This is a genomic window from Mucilaginibacter sp. 14171R-50 (assembly GCF_010093045.1).
Taxonomy (GTDB): Bacteria; Bacteroidota; Bacteroidia; order Sphingobacteriales; family Sphingobacteriaceae; genus Mucilaginibacter.
This window is the reverse complement of the sequence record NZ_CP048115.1, coordinates 2400720-2417546: the sequence shown is the minus strand read 5'-3', so window position 1 is coordinate 2417546 and position 16827 is coordinate 2400720. Positions and strand designations below refer to the sequence as shown.

The following is a 16827-nucleotide window of genomic DNA, read 5'->3' as shown; positions in this document are numbered from 1 at the left end:
GATGGTTTGCCGGCACGATGCCCCGGCCAGGCAATGCACGGCGCATTAAGGAGGCGCCTTCTCGCAAACAGCGTTTCTCATGATCAAAAAGATTTTGTAGGTAGTAAAACCGGATGTCTCCGGGATGTATTGGTTTACAGTGCAAGTACGCCCTGTTAATTGGCAAATACAAGCCGCAGTAACGCCCGCCGCGAAAAATCTAAATTGTAAAAAAAATAACTGTTTGTTTTACAGGTATTTAAAAAAGCGCAAGGAGAGAAAAATCAAAGTAGGATAAGCCTATTCGGTGGCAATTTCTATACCCATAATGCGTTGTTCAAAGTCATCACCCGGAATAAGGGCCTTAGTACGCAGGCGAAAACGGTAGGTATAAACGGTATTTACGGTGTATTCTAAAATATTTGCGATCATCTCGTTGTTGTTGATGCCCAAACGCATTAGGGCGAGTATCCGCAGTTGGGTAGTAAGCGTACCTGCAGCCTTTGGCTTAAACTGGTCCTCTTCGGGCAGCATGGCGTTTACCGCCTCAATAAAATCGGGGAATAATTTTAAAAATACCTGGTCAAAAGTATTGAACAGCCGCTGGCGTTCCTCGTGTATGTCTACGTTTTCCAACTGGCGCAGTGCCTCGTCAAAACTGCCCGACTTTACCTTTCTATGCACCTGGTTCTTCAGCTTATCAAGCTTAACAATATGCCGCGATAGCTCACTGAAAAAAAAACCGATGTATTCTTCTTTTATTCGCCCCTCTTCCCATAACATATTATTCTGTTTGGCCAAAAGCCGATTGGTCTCGCGTATCACACGTTCGCCTGCCCGTACTTTTTTTAGCTGCACAAAAATAATAAAGCCCACAAGACCGGTAATTATCGTTATCACCACTACCGATGCCAGGAATATCAGGAAGTGCTGCCGCTCGCGTTTGGCACTCATGTCGCGCTCGGCGGCTACTACCGGCAATGCACGCGCAACCTGGTAACGTTGCATACGCGCTCCAAATTTGTTGGCCTGGTCAAGCGCCTGTTGTAAAAAGAAGTAGGCATCATCAAGCCTTCCCCGGTCAAAAAGGGCGTTACCTAATTCGAGCATGGCCTGTGCCCTATAGGTAGAGGTACGCACATCATTTATAGCGGCTATGGCCAGCAGCCTCAGTTTTTCGTCGCCGGTACGATACCGGCTTAAGCCGGTAACTACCATCGCTTCCTCGTGTGCCGAAAGTTTGCGGTTCATCAGCTCCATATAATACCGCGACGGGTGAGGCCCTATGTTTGGTTGTTGCTGCGCCTTTAATATCAATTGCTCAAAGGACCCGCTATCTGCTAACGCGATGGCCGAGTCGAGGTAACGATACTTCCTTTCGCGGTCCTCGGGTGCATAAAAACGATCGGCATTGTACTTCGACAGATCAGACCATGCCCAGGAATAAAGTACATAGTATGATTTTTTCAGTTGCTTGTCTAACCACCTGCGTTTTACTTCGCGCAGGCAATCAAATGTTTCCTTAAACATGCCCGATGTTATAAGCGTTGTGCCTAAACGCAGGCGGTTCTCCGCAAGTTTACTGTTATCATGCAGCTGTACGCTGATATCTACCAGTTGTTGGGCGTAATGAAACGTAGAATCAAAACGGTAATCTTTAAAAGCCTCGAACAGGCCCAAAGTGGCGTTATATTTCGCCATCAGATCCGACGGTTGTTTTGCATAAAGCTTTTGCCTTAGCGCGGCAATCTGTTCGTCTTTTTGCTTGTCATATATACTTTTACGGGCTATCTCAGCCCTGAGCACCTTCAGCAAACTGTCGGACGGCGACGGTGATGCCGCATTAGCGATAAGGGGCAAACCTACCAGAACGAATAGCAAAAGCTTTTTCATAGTTACGCTTTTTGATAAGCAATTCGCAAAGCTAACCGAATAACTGTTTATTTGACGGTGTTTAAAACGGAAATTTATTTTTGTTTATTTTCGCGCGCTTTTATAACAACTCAATATAGCCGTCTGTACCGTTTACACGAATGCGCTGCCCGTCTTTAATGGTTTTGGCAACATTTTCTACACCCACAACTGCCGGCAAGCCGTATTCACGTGCTATTACCGCACCATGGGTCATCAGTCCGCCCACTTCGGTTACCAGCCCTTTTACAGATACAAATAGAGGCGTCCAGCTGGGGTCGGTAAAAGGGGTTACCAAAATGTCCCCTTCTTGTATATCCGCATCTTCCATTTTTAAGATAACCCTGGCGCGCCCCTCTATCACACCGGATGAAACAGCCAGGCCCGCAATGGCCCCTGCCGGCAGGTTTTCAGGCCCGTAGCTGCTGGTTATGATTTCACCGTCGGATGTCATTACACGCGGCGGACTGAGCTTTTTGTACAATTCATAGTCCTCTTTTCGTTGGGTGATCAATTCGTAATCCGGTTTGCCGGTGGTTACTACTTCCCGCAATTCGTTAAAAGTAAGGTAGTATATATCTTCTTTCTCGCGTATAACTTTTATCTGCACTAGTCGGGCAGTTTCTTTTAGTAAAGCCTGCTTATAAATAAAATAGCGGCTGATGATGCTGTATTTCGGATACTCGCGATAGCCTGCATAATTTCGTACCAGGTCTGTCATGCGTTTAAACTCGCGGGCTTTCTCCTCTCCATCCGGTAATTGTTTTAACCTGTGTAATAACTCCTGCTCTTTTTCCAGGGCTTCGCGCCGCCCTTGTTCAAACTTCCTGGCCCGGGCGCCGGGTTCAAAATTTTTGATATTGCTTAATATCAGGGGCACCAATGTTGCCGGCTTTTCGCTCCAACGATCTCTCGTGATATCAATTTCGCCGGCACAACGCATCCCGTATTTATTTAGATAAGTATCAAACGCGTCACGGGTTTCCTGTCCGCCATCAAATCGAAGCAGTCCGTCCAAAAATTGATCGTCCTTTATGTGTTGCAAATACTCAATTACCTGCGGGTATGGGCGAATCACATCCGCAACTTCGAGCAAATCCAGGCCCATTTCCGAAGTGATGTTATCAGGTACCGATTGCGAAAGCTTATCGGCCACGTTCTTCTCGCCCAGCCACAACTCTATTTTCTCATTGATCCACGATGCCGCATTCATAGCCGTCATAATAACGCCCATACTTTGGGGCTCTGCAATGCCCTTTTTTAATTCCCCAATATTTTCCAGGATAAAGTCAAACAAGGCCGGGCCCGATTTTGACAAGATATTTTGTTCCAACGCATTTATTGCTGCCCGGCTGCGGTTTATCAAACCGGAAACCATTGTCGGGTCGTATTCGTTCAGGGCCTGGTAATTAGGCAGTGGCGCCGGTTTACCGTCTTTAGCCGGTACCGGGTTTGTGTTATCATCCAATATCGTTTTTATAAAATCGCCGCGGTCTACAACGGTTGTTAACGCCTCTTTTACCAGCGGGTCGAATTTTCCCAGCGTATTTATTATCGTGTTCCTGGTGCCGGGCGAAGCCAGCATTTGAGTAACATCTGCAAATAAGCGCCCCCCGGCTACACGCATATGTGCAGGGGTTGTTAACAGCCAAAACGACAATCCCAATGGTTTAATGGCATCGGTCATCATTTGCTGGTGACCTACGGATATATACACATGGTTTTCAGTGTCGTTCACTTCCGGGATGGGGTATAAAGTAGTAATGGGGCGGCTTTGTACAATATAAAAGGTATCACCGGCCAAACACCATTCTATATCCTGCGGGCAGCCGAAGTATTGTTCTATCAATCTGCCTGTACTTGCAAGCTCCAATATCTGCGCGTCTGTAAGTGCTTGCCTGCTTTGCTGCGCGTCTTCTATCGTCTCTTGCTTAACACCGCCATTTTTCACCGCGTATATAGCCAGTTTTTTTGCTGATACCTTCTTATCTGTTAGTTCGCCGTTGCATACTTTATAATTATCAGCATTCACCAGGCCGGATACAAGGGCCTCGCCCAAACCAAAACCGGCATCAATAGATACTACTTTTCTGTTCGAGGTGACCGGATCGGCGGTGAACATGATCCCTGCCGCACCGGGGAAGATCATTTTTTGGATCACAACGGCCAGGTAAACCTTACGATGATCGAAACCGTTTTGCATGCGATAAAATATGGCCCGCTCAGTAAACAACGATGCCCAGCACTTGCTGATATGCTTTAGTATCTCCTCTTTGCCAATAACATTCAGGTACGTATCCTGCTGGCCGGCAAATGATGCTGTTGGCAGGTCCTCGGCCGTAGCGCTCGACCGCACCGCATACGCATGCCCTTCGCCAAATTTTAAAAGTGAGTTACTAACCTCATCCTGTATATCTGCGGGTATAGCTATAGCCTCGATAACACGGCGTATCTCCCCGCTCATATCAGCTATCCTATCCCTGTCAGTAATTTTTAAAAGCGCCAATGCGTCAAGTAATTGCTTAAACTGCGGTGATGTGCTCAAGGCCTTAATAAAAGCCGCGGTGGTAACACAAAAACCACCGGGCACTTGTATGCCATCAAGCCTGCTAAGTTCTCCGAGATTGGTGCCTTTGCCACCAGCCAGCGCAAGCTGCGCGCTATCTATTTCCTGAAAATCAAGTACGTAATCACCCATATTTACTTATTTTTTTATTGCCAATAGTTCAAATATATCTATGCTTTTACACCTGAAACCCTTTTTCAAACTATATTTTTTTGTGCGAACTATATGCCCGTTTTTTACGTTTACCAATTATAAACCACCATTTAAAGCTTCTCTCCTATATCCAAAAAGCCTATATTTCTTAACAGCCTGATTACCCACCCGGCAACCTTGTTGTCAGCAAAAATTTGCTTTAATAAAATATAATCCGTTACTTTGAAACACAAAGTACTTTTAATAATGCTTAAGTTAAATAAAGTGTACTTCTTTTTAGCGTTGATATTTTTGGCGGCGGAGGTCCTGATCGGCCTGTGCCTGAACGATGCATTTATACGCCCCTACGGCGGCGACTTTTTGGTGGTGATATTGCTTTATTGCGGTATCCGCAGCTTTGCTGATTTTAACAGCAACTATACGGCAATCTGCGTGTTGCTGTTTGCCTACCTTATGGAGTTTAGCCAACGGCTGCACCTGATCAACCGGCTTGGGCTGCACAACTCGGCTATGGCGCGCCTGATACTGGGCACCAGTTTTTCATGGAATGATATACTGATGTACACTTTGGGCATATTGTTCGTTTGGTTGATAGAAAGGTTATGGAGAGCGATATAAGATATTTTGTTGGGGAAGGCTCCATTGTACGGAAAATTTGGGCTAACGCCGACACGGTTTTGTTTATTTTCGCCGGAGCGGCCGCCGAGTTCGCGCTTAACAAAGCGGTAGACTGGCTATACTTTACCGGGAAGCTGCCTGCCGACCCGCTGGGGCGCCTGTTCTCAACCGTTACTTACTCGCACCGCATCCTGTTTTCTACGGATGACGGCGCGCATGCGGCCATCGACCAGATAAACGCCATACATCAACATGTTGAAACCGCCCGGGGCGACAGGATACCCGACTGGGCCTACCTGGATGTATTGGATATGCTGATAGATTATTCTGTACGTTCTTATGAACTGCTTGAAAGGAAGCTGACCAACGAGGAAAAGGCGGAAGTATTTCGCATATTTTACAAAGTAGGCACGCGCATGAACCTGAAAGGCTTAGCTCTTAATTACGAAGATTGGGCAGCACAGCGGGCCTTACGTTTAAAACTCAATCTGCAATATAGCGATCTGACGCAGGACCTTTATAAGCAATACCGAAAGCATTTGGGCAACCCGCGGTATTGGCTGTTAAGAATGGTGCAGGCGCTGCTTGTACCAACGCCGGTAAAAAACATGCTTGGCCTTAAAGGCGGCACCCTGCTAAAACCATTACTCTTTATGTACAAACTATCGGGCATAATAAAGTTAAAATATCTTTTAAGAGATGCCCTTTTGCCCGTCGCATATAAAAGCCGGATAAGGGCGTTGGATAAGGGTGCTTTATGATCATCACCGAAAAATATCTCGGGCCTTATAATTAAACAGCTAAAAACACCCTGTTAATAGGTGAAAAAAGCCTTTTATGCAGATACGTCATATAGTTACATTTATTGAAACCTTATTATTCAATAAATGGACCCTAACGCCGCTGTTTTATCTGAAGGACAGACCGACATTTTCGGTTTATCAGTTCGGGGCCAGTTTTTAACAGAGCGTATCAGTCAGCCCGGAATGTACGGTTTGCCTGTTGCCGGGGATGAAACTACCGAACAGCGTTTAACAAAATGGGCGCAAACAGCTGCCCGGGGCAAAGCAGATTTATTTTTGAAGCGTTTAAGCTGGGATGGCCTTGACGAGGATGCTGCCCGACGGTTATTGACCGACGATAACTTTTACCCCGATCATGACACAGGCGACTGGACAACATTGCTTAATAATTGCATGGAAGCCCTGGTGTCGTTTTTGCCCGATACACTTGACGCTACTATACGCGAAAGCTTACTTACACATGTGCCGTTTTGGGAACTTTGCTATCCCTTCGCACAATATGCCCGTAAACAACTTGATGAACACCTAAGCAGACAGCAGGATATATTTGTTACAGAAAAAATATCACCCGCGGTTTTAGATCAGTATCAGGCCGCTTTGCTTGCTCAACTGGCAGAAGATATGGGCCCGTGCCTGTATGGCGAATTTAAAGCGTTCCGCCCGCCTGCCATCAATATGCTGAATACCTTATTGCAGGAACCTGTCTTCACCGCGCAAAAAGATAACCATTACCAGGCGTTTATCGCCCGCGAAAAAACCGACGGGCTGGCGGGGTTCTTTGCCAAATACACCGCCCTGGCCAGGGTAATTGCACAACGAATATCGGGGTGGCTGGAAACCACCATCGAGTTCATTACCCGCTTACAAGATGACTGGACATCTATTCAAACAACGTTCGGACCCGGCGTTGATAAGTTGGTAAACATTGATACTGGTTTGTCTGATTACCACAACAGAAGCAGAACGGTAGTAGCGGTACACTTTGCATCGGGCAGCAAGCTGATATATAAGCCTAAAAATGGCGGCGTCGAAGCCGCTTATTATAATTTTTTGAACTGGTGCAACAACCGAATGCAGGGTGAATGCCCGGCTTTTCATGTATCTAAAATACTGGATGCGGGCTCGCATTGCTGGGTTGAATACATAGCGCACAATAGTTGCACCGCTCCCGAACAGATCGACCGTTTTTACGAGCGTTCGGGGATATTGTTAGCGGCGATATATTTATTGGGCGGTGTTGATTGCCATTACGAGAACATTATCGCGATGGGCGAATACCCTGTATTGGTTGATACCGAAACCCTATTGCATCCATATGTAAACAAAGCAGTTTTTGGTCAGCAGGAAACAAAGATTGCGCGCGATATGGAAGAACATTTCTGGGATTCGGTATTACGTACCGGCATGCTGCCCCGCTGGGAATTTGGCAAAGATCCTAAAATGTCGGTTGATATTAGCGGCTTTGGCAGCGAAGACCAGGGGCAGGAGCGCACCAAACGACTGGAATGGACCGGCATCAATACAGATTCTATGTCGCGAAAGTATAAAGCATATGAGCGCCCCCAAAAACAAAACATGCCTTTACTCAACGGAGAGGCAATATCTTTTCAGCCTTACACCGATAATATCATTGCCGGGTTTGAGCGGTTCTATCAGTTTATCTATGATCTGTCGCCGATGGAAAAGGAAACTGCTTTTGGCATTTTCAAAAACCAACATATCCGTTATGTGTACCGGTCTACCAACATTTATTCAACCATTTTACGCAATGCCATGCAGCCGGATGCGTTGCAAAGCGGCATGGATTTTAGTATAGAGATCGACGCGCTGGCGGTGGCCTATTTGTCGGAAAAAGAACAGCCTAAAAGCTGGCCGATATTTGAAGAAGAGCAAACCGACCTGCTGAGCATGGATATCCCTTATTTTTCCTGTTCAACCGGCGGTACTGCGCTTATCCTTAAATCCGGCAAGGTAATACCAAATTTTTTCAGGTCGACAAGCTTCGACGACCTGGCTGAGCGGGTCGGCGCGATGAACTCCGAAAAGCTTGCGCAGCAGGTGACCATTATCCGCGGGGCGTTCCACGCGCGCTTTTCGCAAAACTATGAGCGGCTGGATGCCTTGAAGGAAAAAAAGCCCGGGTTGAATGATATCCCCGCTAAACTAAGCCCCGATGAATTGCTGGCCGAAGCCGTCAGGATCGGCGATGCAATAGCGGATACAGCTATTATTGGCGCTGGAAATAGCTTAAACTGGATAGGGCTTGCCCACTTCCCTGAAGCCGACCGCTACCAGTTGCAGCCGCTTGACGATAGCATGTACAGTGGCCGTTGCGGCATCGCGCTGTTCTTAGCTACCTTATATCAGATCAGCGGAACAGCTAAATACAAAACGCTTGCGCTAAACGCGCTGTCAACCTTACGCAGCCAGTTACAAGTGGAAAACGAAGCCGAAAGGGAAGAATACGCCCGGCTTTTGAAAATAGGCGCGGCATCAGGCATTGGCTCTTTTATATATGCACTCACCCGCATGGCTGACCTGTTAGGTGAGCCCGATCTGCTAAATGATGCTTACGCGGCATCAACCTTTATCACAAAAAAAGTTATCGATCAGGACAAGCACTTGGATATCATCAGCGGTAGCTCGGGCGCGATATTAGGCCTGCTGGCAATATACAGGGCCGCTAAAAACCCCGATGTTTTGCAGCGCGCTATCTGGTGCGGCGAACATTTGACCACACAAATTACCAACTATAACGGCCACGAGGCCTGGCTTACCTTTGAGGATACCCCGCTTTGCGGTTTCGCGCACGGGGCGGCAGGTATTGCCTATGCATTATTAAGGCTATATACCATTACCGGGAACACCGCCTATTTAGAAACGGCTAATAAGGGAATAGCTTTTGAGGATGCGATGTATTCGGCAGAACATAAAAACTGGCCCGATCTGCGGTCGTTCTCATTTAAAGAAGGCAGCTATGGGTTTACCACCACATGGTGCCACGGGGCGCCGGGCATTGGCCTTGCAAGGCTGGCCACTTTTAACGTTAACACCTCAGCCATAACCGGCGAACACATTGATGCCGCGATAAACTGCACCCTTGAGTTTGGCACAGACCACCCCGACTACTTATGCTGCGGAAACTTTGGCCGTATGGATTTTTTGCTGGAAGCCTCGCGCAAATTAAACAGGCCCCAGCTTGCCCTACAGGTTGACGCCATGACTGCGCAGATACTTAAACAAGCCGCCGAAGAAGGCACCTACCAGTTATTTTGCAATACGCCCAGCACCGCGTTTAAGCCGGGGTTGTTCCTTGGGATGGCGGGCATTGGCTACCAGTTGCTGCGCTTGTATTCGCCGGCTGTTCCATCGGTGTTATTGTGGGAATCGTAAATTTTTAATATTAACCTAAAAACCAATAAAATCATGTCAAAAATCGAAAACTTCAGACAACAATTACTAACCGACACCAACCTGCAGCAAGAAGCGTTAGCCGCGGCAGCAAACGGCGATTTCGCTGAAAACATGGCGGCGCTTGGCGCAAAACACGGCCATTCTTTCACTGCCGATGATGTTAATGCAGAAATGGCAAAATTAAAAGGCGGCGATGTAGCTTCAGGTTCCGATATGTCGGCAGCGGCTATGAGCGTAAAAGCAGGGTGCGGAACTTCATCAACCCTGCCAAACCCTTCGTATACTATGGATTGCGGAGCCAGCACACAAAGATGCCTTTGCACACTGTAACCCCAACGCGGGATTCGGATGCGGTCAATGGTGTAAGAACCGTTGCCCCGTACCTGCCTCAATCGCTGGTGCCGGCTACGGCATTAGCTAAAATTTACGCATTGGTAGAAAAGTTACCTTTTTTGCCGTTTGCCGGATTTGAGTGCAGGCTTGATGCCGATGACCAGGTTGATTATTTTGCCAACATTTCAAGGTTTGAGGGGAGTATTCCGGCGGAATTCTTCCCTCAGGCCAATTGGCACTTGCTGCAAAATATCTATCGCCCGTGGCTAAACGACAAAACAGGCATTGGCAGGGATATGAACGAACTGGGGCTTGAAATAGATGTGGTATCGGCGTTTGAAGAACTGCCCGCGCCCGGGATCTTTATAGCCATAAACCCCGCTCTGGCCAACCCCTGCCCTGTACTGTTTGGCACGCTCGACCTGCTGTTTAACAGTGATGCCGCTGATCTGAAAGAGAACATCCGCAAATGTGTTAACGCGCTGCCGCAAGGGGGTACTGTTTCGCATATTGGCGCTTTGCTGTCGCGGAAAAGCCATGGCATACGACTCAACATTGCGGGGTTAGGCTTTGACAGGGTACGGGATTATCTGGCTGCCATAGGTTGGAATGAGCCTACGGAAGAACTGGAATTTCTCCTGAACCGCTATTCAACCTGCGTAGATCACTTTGTACTATGTATCGATTTGATGGGGAAAGCTGTTGGTCCGCGTGTTGGTTTTGAGTGTTATATTCATACCCCGCATGCCAACGGCCCGCAATGGGAGCGTTTGATGCAGCAATTGGTAAGGGATGACCTAAGTACACCCGAAAAGAAAACCGGCTTTTTAAGCTGGCCCGGCATAACCGAATACCGCTTCCACACCGATACGTGGCCTAAAAGCCAGCGAAACATCAGTGGATTATTAGGGAACTATGGGCTGGATGTGTGTAACCGCACATTAAACCATGTTAAACTATCTATCGTCCCCGGCAAGGGGATACAGGCAAAAGGCTATTTTTTATACCAATACCGATGGATCTGATCAACCGGACTATAAACGACAGGATTGAGTGGAAAGGCGACTTTTTTAAGGCTGACCTACCCATTATAATGAGCAGGCTGCAAAATTTCCAGGCTATCGCGCGTCCGTTCAGCCATACGGTTACCTTGTTCTATAAAAAGCCGGATGCTAATGATTACACCCATTATACGCTCAGGGTACGCGCTTATGCGAATTTGCATTGTATGGACCCTGCCGCGGTTTTGCACTACTTAAACCAGGGCATAACCGGCAAAATACAATTCAAAAAAAACCACGGCGAAAAAACAGAATTAGGCGATATATCAATTGCCTCTTACCCCGGCGAAAGTCTTAACCCCGCCTTACATCAGATCAGCATAGCCGGAAAAACGCTGGTGCTCGAATCGTTCCGGCTATCCCGGCGGGCGCACTGGTGTATTGAACCGGATGGCATTTGCGAAGAACGCGAACTCAACAGGATCACCCTGGACTTTGAACGTTATCTGTACGTTGTTAACCCGGATAAAGGATTAGTGTTTTTGGGAGAAATGGGACCGCGACTGGAAATAAAATCCCCTACAAACGTAGCGGTTGAACTGGTACTTGCCCTGATAAACCGCGACGGGTTGATGAAAGAAATGAACTATCGTTCGCTCGAATTATTGTTACAGCACAAGTTAACCAACATCATCCCGCAGGAAACCGGCAAGGCCTTCCCCGAGATTGAAGCTAAATTTGACATAGCTACCAACGCCTTAATTACTGCGGACGACCTGATGCTATGGCTGCAAGCTGAATTGCCTGCCGGATTGTTGCTTCCCTCGCCGTCTAAGGTGGTCAGGATGCGGCGCTACCACATTTGCCGCGACGCAAAGCATGCTTCAACAAGCTGCACACTAGTAGAAACCGCCGCGCAAAAGTATTCGCCCAAAATAAAAAACAATGCTTATTTAACCGGCCAGGTGTTGGTGCGCACTACGCAGGCTTCGCGCACAACCGATAGGAACGGCACGACAGGAACGATGCAAACAGTATTGGAAAGCTATCAATGGAAATTGCTCAATTCCTTTGAAAAAACGCAGGTGAAGATCCCCTTCCAACTAAGCGATGGATTTGCTTACCTGCTCAGCATCGACGATTGTATTGATACCACCGGCAACCGTTTACAACAACTTGAAATTGAGTTCATCGGCAGCGCCTTAAACGTGCCGCAATGCACCGAAGCCATATTTACCGATATTAACCGGGTAGTTACCTCACTCCTTACGTACCTGCCGTTCAGGGGTAAGATAACACCAAGCAAAACATCCAAGCACGAGTATTTTGCAAGATACGTGCCCGTGCCCAGAGTAGCTTTAGCCTGAGCTATCCCCTTACCTTATTTCAAACCTGTAAGCCCCGGCAGTAACGTTGTATTGCTGCGTTTTGCTAACCTGTTTTCCGTTTAAAAACACCTTTGACGAATTACCAACCGGAAACTTTATAGTGGCCGATGAATTAGCCGGAACCACTACGTTGTAAACAACTTTATTTCCTTCGCGTACCCATGATGATCTTATCAGGCCGAATGGCCCTTCATGACTGGCGTTAAAAAAGCTAAGCCCGGTAACAAAGTTTGGCTGCAGCAGCACATTCTTAAAACCGGGTTGCGTTTCATCCGCCTTAATACCACCCAGGCCTTTAAAGAACCAGCCCCCAATTTCGCCAAACATCATGTGGTTTAATGATATATCGCGCGCTGCGTTGATATCCCAGTTCTCGTACAGGGTTGTGGCACCATTCACTATCCACCAGCCCCATGATGGGTAGGTATCCTGCGCGGCCAGCTTGTAGGCGGTTTCTACCTGCCCGTTATCGCTTAATGCGTTTAAAATAGCCTTGGCGCCAAGCACACCCACATCCAGGTGCATACCGTCCTGCGCTACGCGTTTGGCAAGGTTTTGGGCCACCTTAAGCCTGTATTGCTCAGGCACAACCTTCCATTGCAAAGCCATGCTCAGTTCGGTTTGCACGCCCGAACCATAAATGCAGGTGGCGGGGTTAAAGTATTTATCGTTTATCGCTTTTCTGATCTTCGCGGCCAGCGCGCTGTAACGTGTAAAATCGGCCTGGTTACCCAGCAATTTAGCTGCCTTAGCCAATATGGTGGCATCCACATAATAATATACCGAAGACGTATATTCTAAAGACGACGATGATTTCACCGGCACCCAATCGCCGCGGCCAAATGTGGTTAACCCGTTAGGGCTTATCCCGGTCACGTAATTTACATATGCCTTAATGTTATTGTAGTTATCGGCCAGCGGCTTGCTATCACCATAAAACATATACAGGTTCCAGGGGATAATGGCTATGGTGCTTGTCCAGTCGGTACCGTTAGCCGTTCCGTAGCCCCAGCCGCCGGTGGGTATAATATCGGGCAGTACACCGTTTGGCTGTTGCTCGTCGCGGTGGTCGGCCATCCATTTTTCGTAAACAGTTATGCCGTCAAAATTATACAAACCGGTTTCCACCGCGAAATGTCCATCGCCCGTCCATCCGTTCTTTTCGCGCTGCGGGCAGTCGGTAGGGTACCCAAAAAGATTAGAGAGGTAAGAGTTATTGGTGGCCCTCCACAATTTATCTATCAGCGGGTTTGAGGAGCTGATATTACCCACGGCCTCTACATCGCTGTGCATAAAATACCCGGTAACATCTTCCTTTTGCAGCTGTATGGGCTTGCTGCTCAACACCTCTACATATTGGAAGCCCTTATAGTTAAACTTCGGCATAAAATCCACTTCGCCTTTACCGTTCAATATCACAATATCGGTTTGGTAGGGATCGGTGTCGTCTTTAGGGCGATAGTAAACATCAATGTTTGATAGGTCTACATGTCCTTTTACGGCCTTATCGCCGGGCTTTGTGCCCGTTACCCGGTACAGCCTTTCGCCATGTACTATCTTTACTATGGTGCCGCTGTCGCCCTTTAATTTCACCCTGGTTACCCCTGCTATATTGCGGCCAAGATCGATCACATAATCCTGGTCGGTAAACTTCACTATCGATTTTGCGGGGATCTCTTCCACATTCCGTATCGGCACCATTAGCTGGCTCACAATGTTTTTTGAAGGCGCGGCCCGCAGCATGGTTTCCTGCCATTTTGTATCGTCAAAATCGGGGGTGTTCCATCCCGGCATTTCCAGCCTGCTGTCGTAATGTTCGCCCGTGTAAATGCTGTTGAATACTATCGGACTAAGATGTGTTTTCCAGCTATCGTCGGTATAAATAGTGCTGGTGGTACCATCCTCGTAGGTTATGCGCAGGTCCAGGCAAAAGGTTGGGCGCTGCCGCCAGGGTGCGCGGTCAAAGTTCCAAACCGCCAGCGATTGATGGTTATACCAGCCGTTGCCCAATATTACGCCAATGGCATTTTTACCGCTTTGCACCTGGGCGGTAACATCATAGCTTACATACAGATTGCGCCTGTCGAACCGGGTGTACATAGGGTCTAACCGGTGGTTGCCAACTTTGTTACCATTAATGTACAATTCGTATAAACCGCCCACCGCGATGTATGCCCTGGCCGATCTTATTTTTTTAACCGCTGTAAACGTTTTACGGAAATATGGCGCAGGCAGGGTGTTGATACTGTGTTCATCGCTTATCCAGTTACCGCGCCAGTTGGCCATGCCCATCATGCCGGTTTCAAAAAAAGTGATGCGGCTATCAGGCATTAATTTACCGTCTTTATCCCAGGTACGTACCTTCCAGTAATACCGGGTAAAGGGTTCCAGTTTAGTGCCATTGTAGGTAATACTGCTCGCCGGTGAACTAAGCTTTCCTGAATCCCAGGCATATCCTTTCTTAGAAGAAAGGCCTACGGAATCTTTTGCGATCAAAACCTGGTAGGCCGATTGCCTGGCGCCCTGCCTGGTATCGCTTATTTGCCATGACAGGCGCGGATGGATGGCATCGACACCAATTGGCGAAGACAAGTGTTCGCATTTAAGAGATACAGCACCAACCTGGGCGTAAACGCTTGCAGCAGTTAGTACGTTTAACAGCAATAACAAGGTAACTATTTCAATTTTCAGCAGTCTTTTCATTTCGGTAATAAAGGGTATAAATTATAAGGCTTTTGTATCGGCCAGGTTTAGCGAAATTATATTCATTTGCGGCTTTAACCGTAGAACAGCGCCATTGCCAGGTTCAGAAAAAGTGCCTTTAGCGGCATTTAGCTTATAATCCATGCCATCAAAACTACAATTAACGTTTTTTAAGTTGACCTTATTGAACGGCAGTTTAGCGCCGGGGGCGGTGTCAAGGTCGAGATACCAGTTGCACGGTTTGTTACTAACCAATTTGATATTTATCGTCCGCTCGTTCAGGTCCATTTGCAAGGATCCGTTTATGGTGGTTAGCGGCCAGGAAATGTGCACCCCGGTTGTGCCAACGTTGGTAAATTGAGGATTGCCGCCTTTTAACAAAATCTCTTGCCCGTCAATCAATGCCTTAACACGCATGCCTGCAAATTGGCCGGGCTTGCTCCAGATGTAGCCATCCACTACCGGCAGGGTAAAAAAATCACATTCGTTTGATGTTGCCACCTGTTTGGTGTACTTATCCGGCTTATTCTCATCAAACAAATGGATATCGCGGATGCGCAGGGCACCACCCTCCCAAAGCATATTTATGCGGTAAAAGCGGCTGTTAAACCAAATAGTTTTCAGGTCGCTGCCTGCCACATCTTTAGTTACCGCGAAGGTGGTAGCGGGTGTTACCTTATATTTATTTTTGAACCACAAGCCGGATTGCTCCAGCGTTTCTACCCTCAGCTTACCTTCGGCCCTTAACCTGGCTATCAGGGGCATTTGAATCTCAAAACCTTTGGCCATAGCATCCCAGGTAAAAGAGTTTTCCTGCCCGGCCTGGGTGTAGTTAAACCCTAATGGCTCGTCGCCGGTAAAAGATCTGAAAAACCAATCTACCCATTCCTGGCTGCCGCCTGCCTTCGGGTAAACGGGTTCCAGCGTAATAACGCCCTGCCTGTCGTTACTTATGCCGGTATCATACTGCCTGATGGGGTCGCTGCCCAGCATCCTGAAAATAGGCACCGGGATTTGGTTTTGCGCATGCTGCGCGGGCATGTACGAGTTTATTTTGCTTGGATAATATGCCTGATTCCAATACCCGCCCCACAGGGTATACCCATCTGTACCATACTGGTCTTTGCAGTTTGCCGATGCTACGATATGGTATTTTTGGTACATATAGTTTAAGCTGTGCGCATCTATAAACCACGATGCTACCGACTTTGGATAATAACCGAACACCTTTTTAAAATCGGCCATATAAACATCTATCAGCTTTTCCCTTTCGGCAGGCGTATAACCTGTTGAAAAACCAATGTTTGCCCGCCAGTCCCAAGGGTAGCGCCCCCGCCATTTCAGGCCTGCCTTTTCAACCAGCGGCTGGGGTATTTCCCACCATCCGCCAATTTCAAACGAACCCCTGGGTAAGCCTGCCAGCAATTTTTGATACCGGGCATCCATCAGCGCATCGTATTGTAAAAGAAAAGTGCCGGGCAGCTTATATTTTTTCATGATGGCTACCTGCTTTACCACTGTTTCATATAAAACATCTTCGGTTATCGCGGCATCCCTCGGCTCCAGCAGGCGAATAAAATTTACAATGTTTACAATTTTAGGGCGCGGTGTACCCGGCTTTTTACCGGCAGCCATGGCAACACTAAAAGAGCAAAGCAGCAATATTAGCGCTATGCCGGCAGCAAAACCCACTGTTTTTTCCCCACCCATCTTATAATTGATTCTTTTATTACCGGGGGCTTTATGAACTTTAAAGATGGCAGATCTCATGTATTCTATTTGATTTTGGGTGTGGCAAATTGGCAATAATAAATCAGAACATAAAACATAAGCAACCGTTCAGCCGCATATAGCTACTTTGTGAAGGCTTGCTGCGCCGCAAACCGTAGCCGGATAAAGATTTATATCAATAACTGTTTAACAGACATTTCTTCAATATCAATTGCTTTATTATATTT

10 protein-coding genes are annotated in these 16827 nt (G+C 47.4%); 6 read left to right on the top strand and 4 right to left on the bottom strand.

What is annotated here, in order from left to right:
* Positions 1–279: 279 nt before the first annotated feature.
* A complete protein-coding gene (locus tag GWR56_RS11080) occupies positions 280–1872 on the bottom strand; it encodes a DUF6377 domain-containing protein (RefSeq protein ID WP_162431306.1) in 1593 nt (530 codons plus the stop codon).
* A gap of 100 nt (positions 1873–1972) precedes the next feature.
* Positions 1973–4588 (bottom strand): phosphoenolpyruvate synthase, encoded by a 2616-nt coding sequence (ppsA, locus tag GWR56_RS11075; RefSeq protein ID WP_162431305.1) that lies wholly within the window; start codon positions 4586–4588, stop codon positions 1973–1975.
* A 267-nt stretch (positions 4589–4855) separates the two neighbouring features.
* Between ppsA and GWR56_RS11070 the strand changes: the two genes are divergently transcribed.
* From GWR56_RS11070 to GWR56_RS11045, 6 genes are all read left to right on the top strand, one after another.
* Entirely contained in the window at positions 4856–5227 is a 372-nt protein-coding gene (locus tag GWR56_RS11070) for a DUF2809 domain-containing protein (protein WP_162431304.1), read from the top strand.
* Entirely contained in the window at positions 5212–5988 is a 777-nt protein-coding gene (locus tag GWR56_RS11065; protein WP_238395216.1) for an oxygenase MpaB family protein, read from the top strand. The genes GWR56_RS11070 and GWR56_RS11065 overlap by 16 nt, the downstream gene beginning before the upstream one ends.
* Before the next feature lie 126 nt (positions 5989–6114).
* Positions 6115–9423: a type 2 lanthipeptide synthetase LanM family protein gene (locus tag GWR56_RS11060; protein WP_162431303.1), complete on the top strand. Its 3309-nt coding sequence runs from the start codon at positions 6115–6117 to the stop codon at positions 9421–9423.
* 33 nt (positions 9424–9456) lie between these two features.
* Positions 9457–9774: a Nif11 family protein gene (locus tag GWR56_RS11055; protein ID WP_162431302.1), complete on the top strand. Its 318-nt coding sequence runs from the start codon at positions 9457–9459 to the stop codon at positions 9772–9774.
* Positions 9756–10802, top strand: coding sequence for a hypothetical protein (locus GWR56_RS11050; RefSeq protein WP_162431301.1), 1047 nt, complete (start codon positions 9756–9758; stop codon positions 10800–10802). The genes GWR56_RS11055 and GWR56_RS11050 overlap by 19 nt, the downstream gene beginning before the upstream one ends.
* On the top strand, positions 10793–12145 hold the full coding sequence (locus tag GWR56_RS11045; RefSeq protein ID WP_162431300.1) for a hypothetical protein: 1353 nt from the start codon (positions 10793–10795) through the stop codon (positions 12143–12145). Before GWR56_RS11050 ends, GWR56_RS11045 begins: the two co-directional genes overlap by 10 nt.
* A gap of 9 nt (positions 12146–12154) precedes the next feature.
* On the opposite strand, the gene GWR56_RS11040 is transcribed toward GWR56_RS11045, so the two are convergent.
* The gene (locus GWR56_RS11040) at positions 12155–14869 is read right to left on the bottom strand and encodes an alpha-L-rhamnosidase (protein WP_162431299.1); all 2715 of its coding nucleotides are present in this window, start codon (positions 14867–14869) and stop codon (positions 12155–12157) included.
* Positions 14870–14890: 21 nt separating this feature from the next.
* The gene (locus GWR56_RS11035) at positions 14891–16639 is read right to left on the bottom strand and encodes a hypothetical protein (RefSeq protein ID WP_202925310.1); all 1749 of its coding nucleotides are present in this window, start codon (positions 16637–16639) and stop codon (positions 14891–14893) included.
* Positions 16640–16827 lie beyond the last annotated feature (188 nt).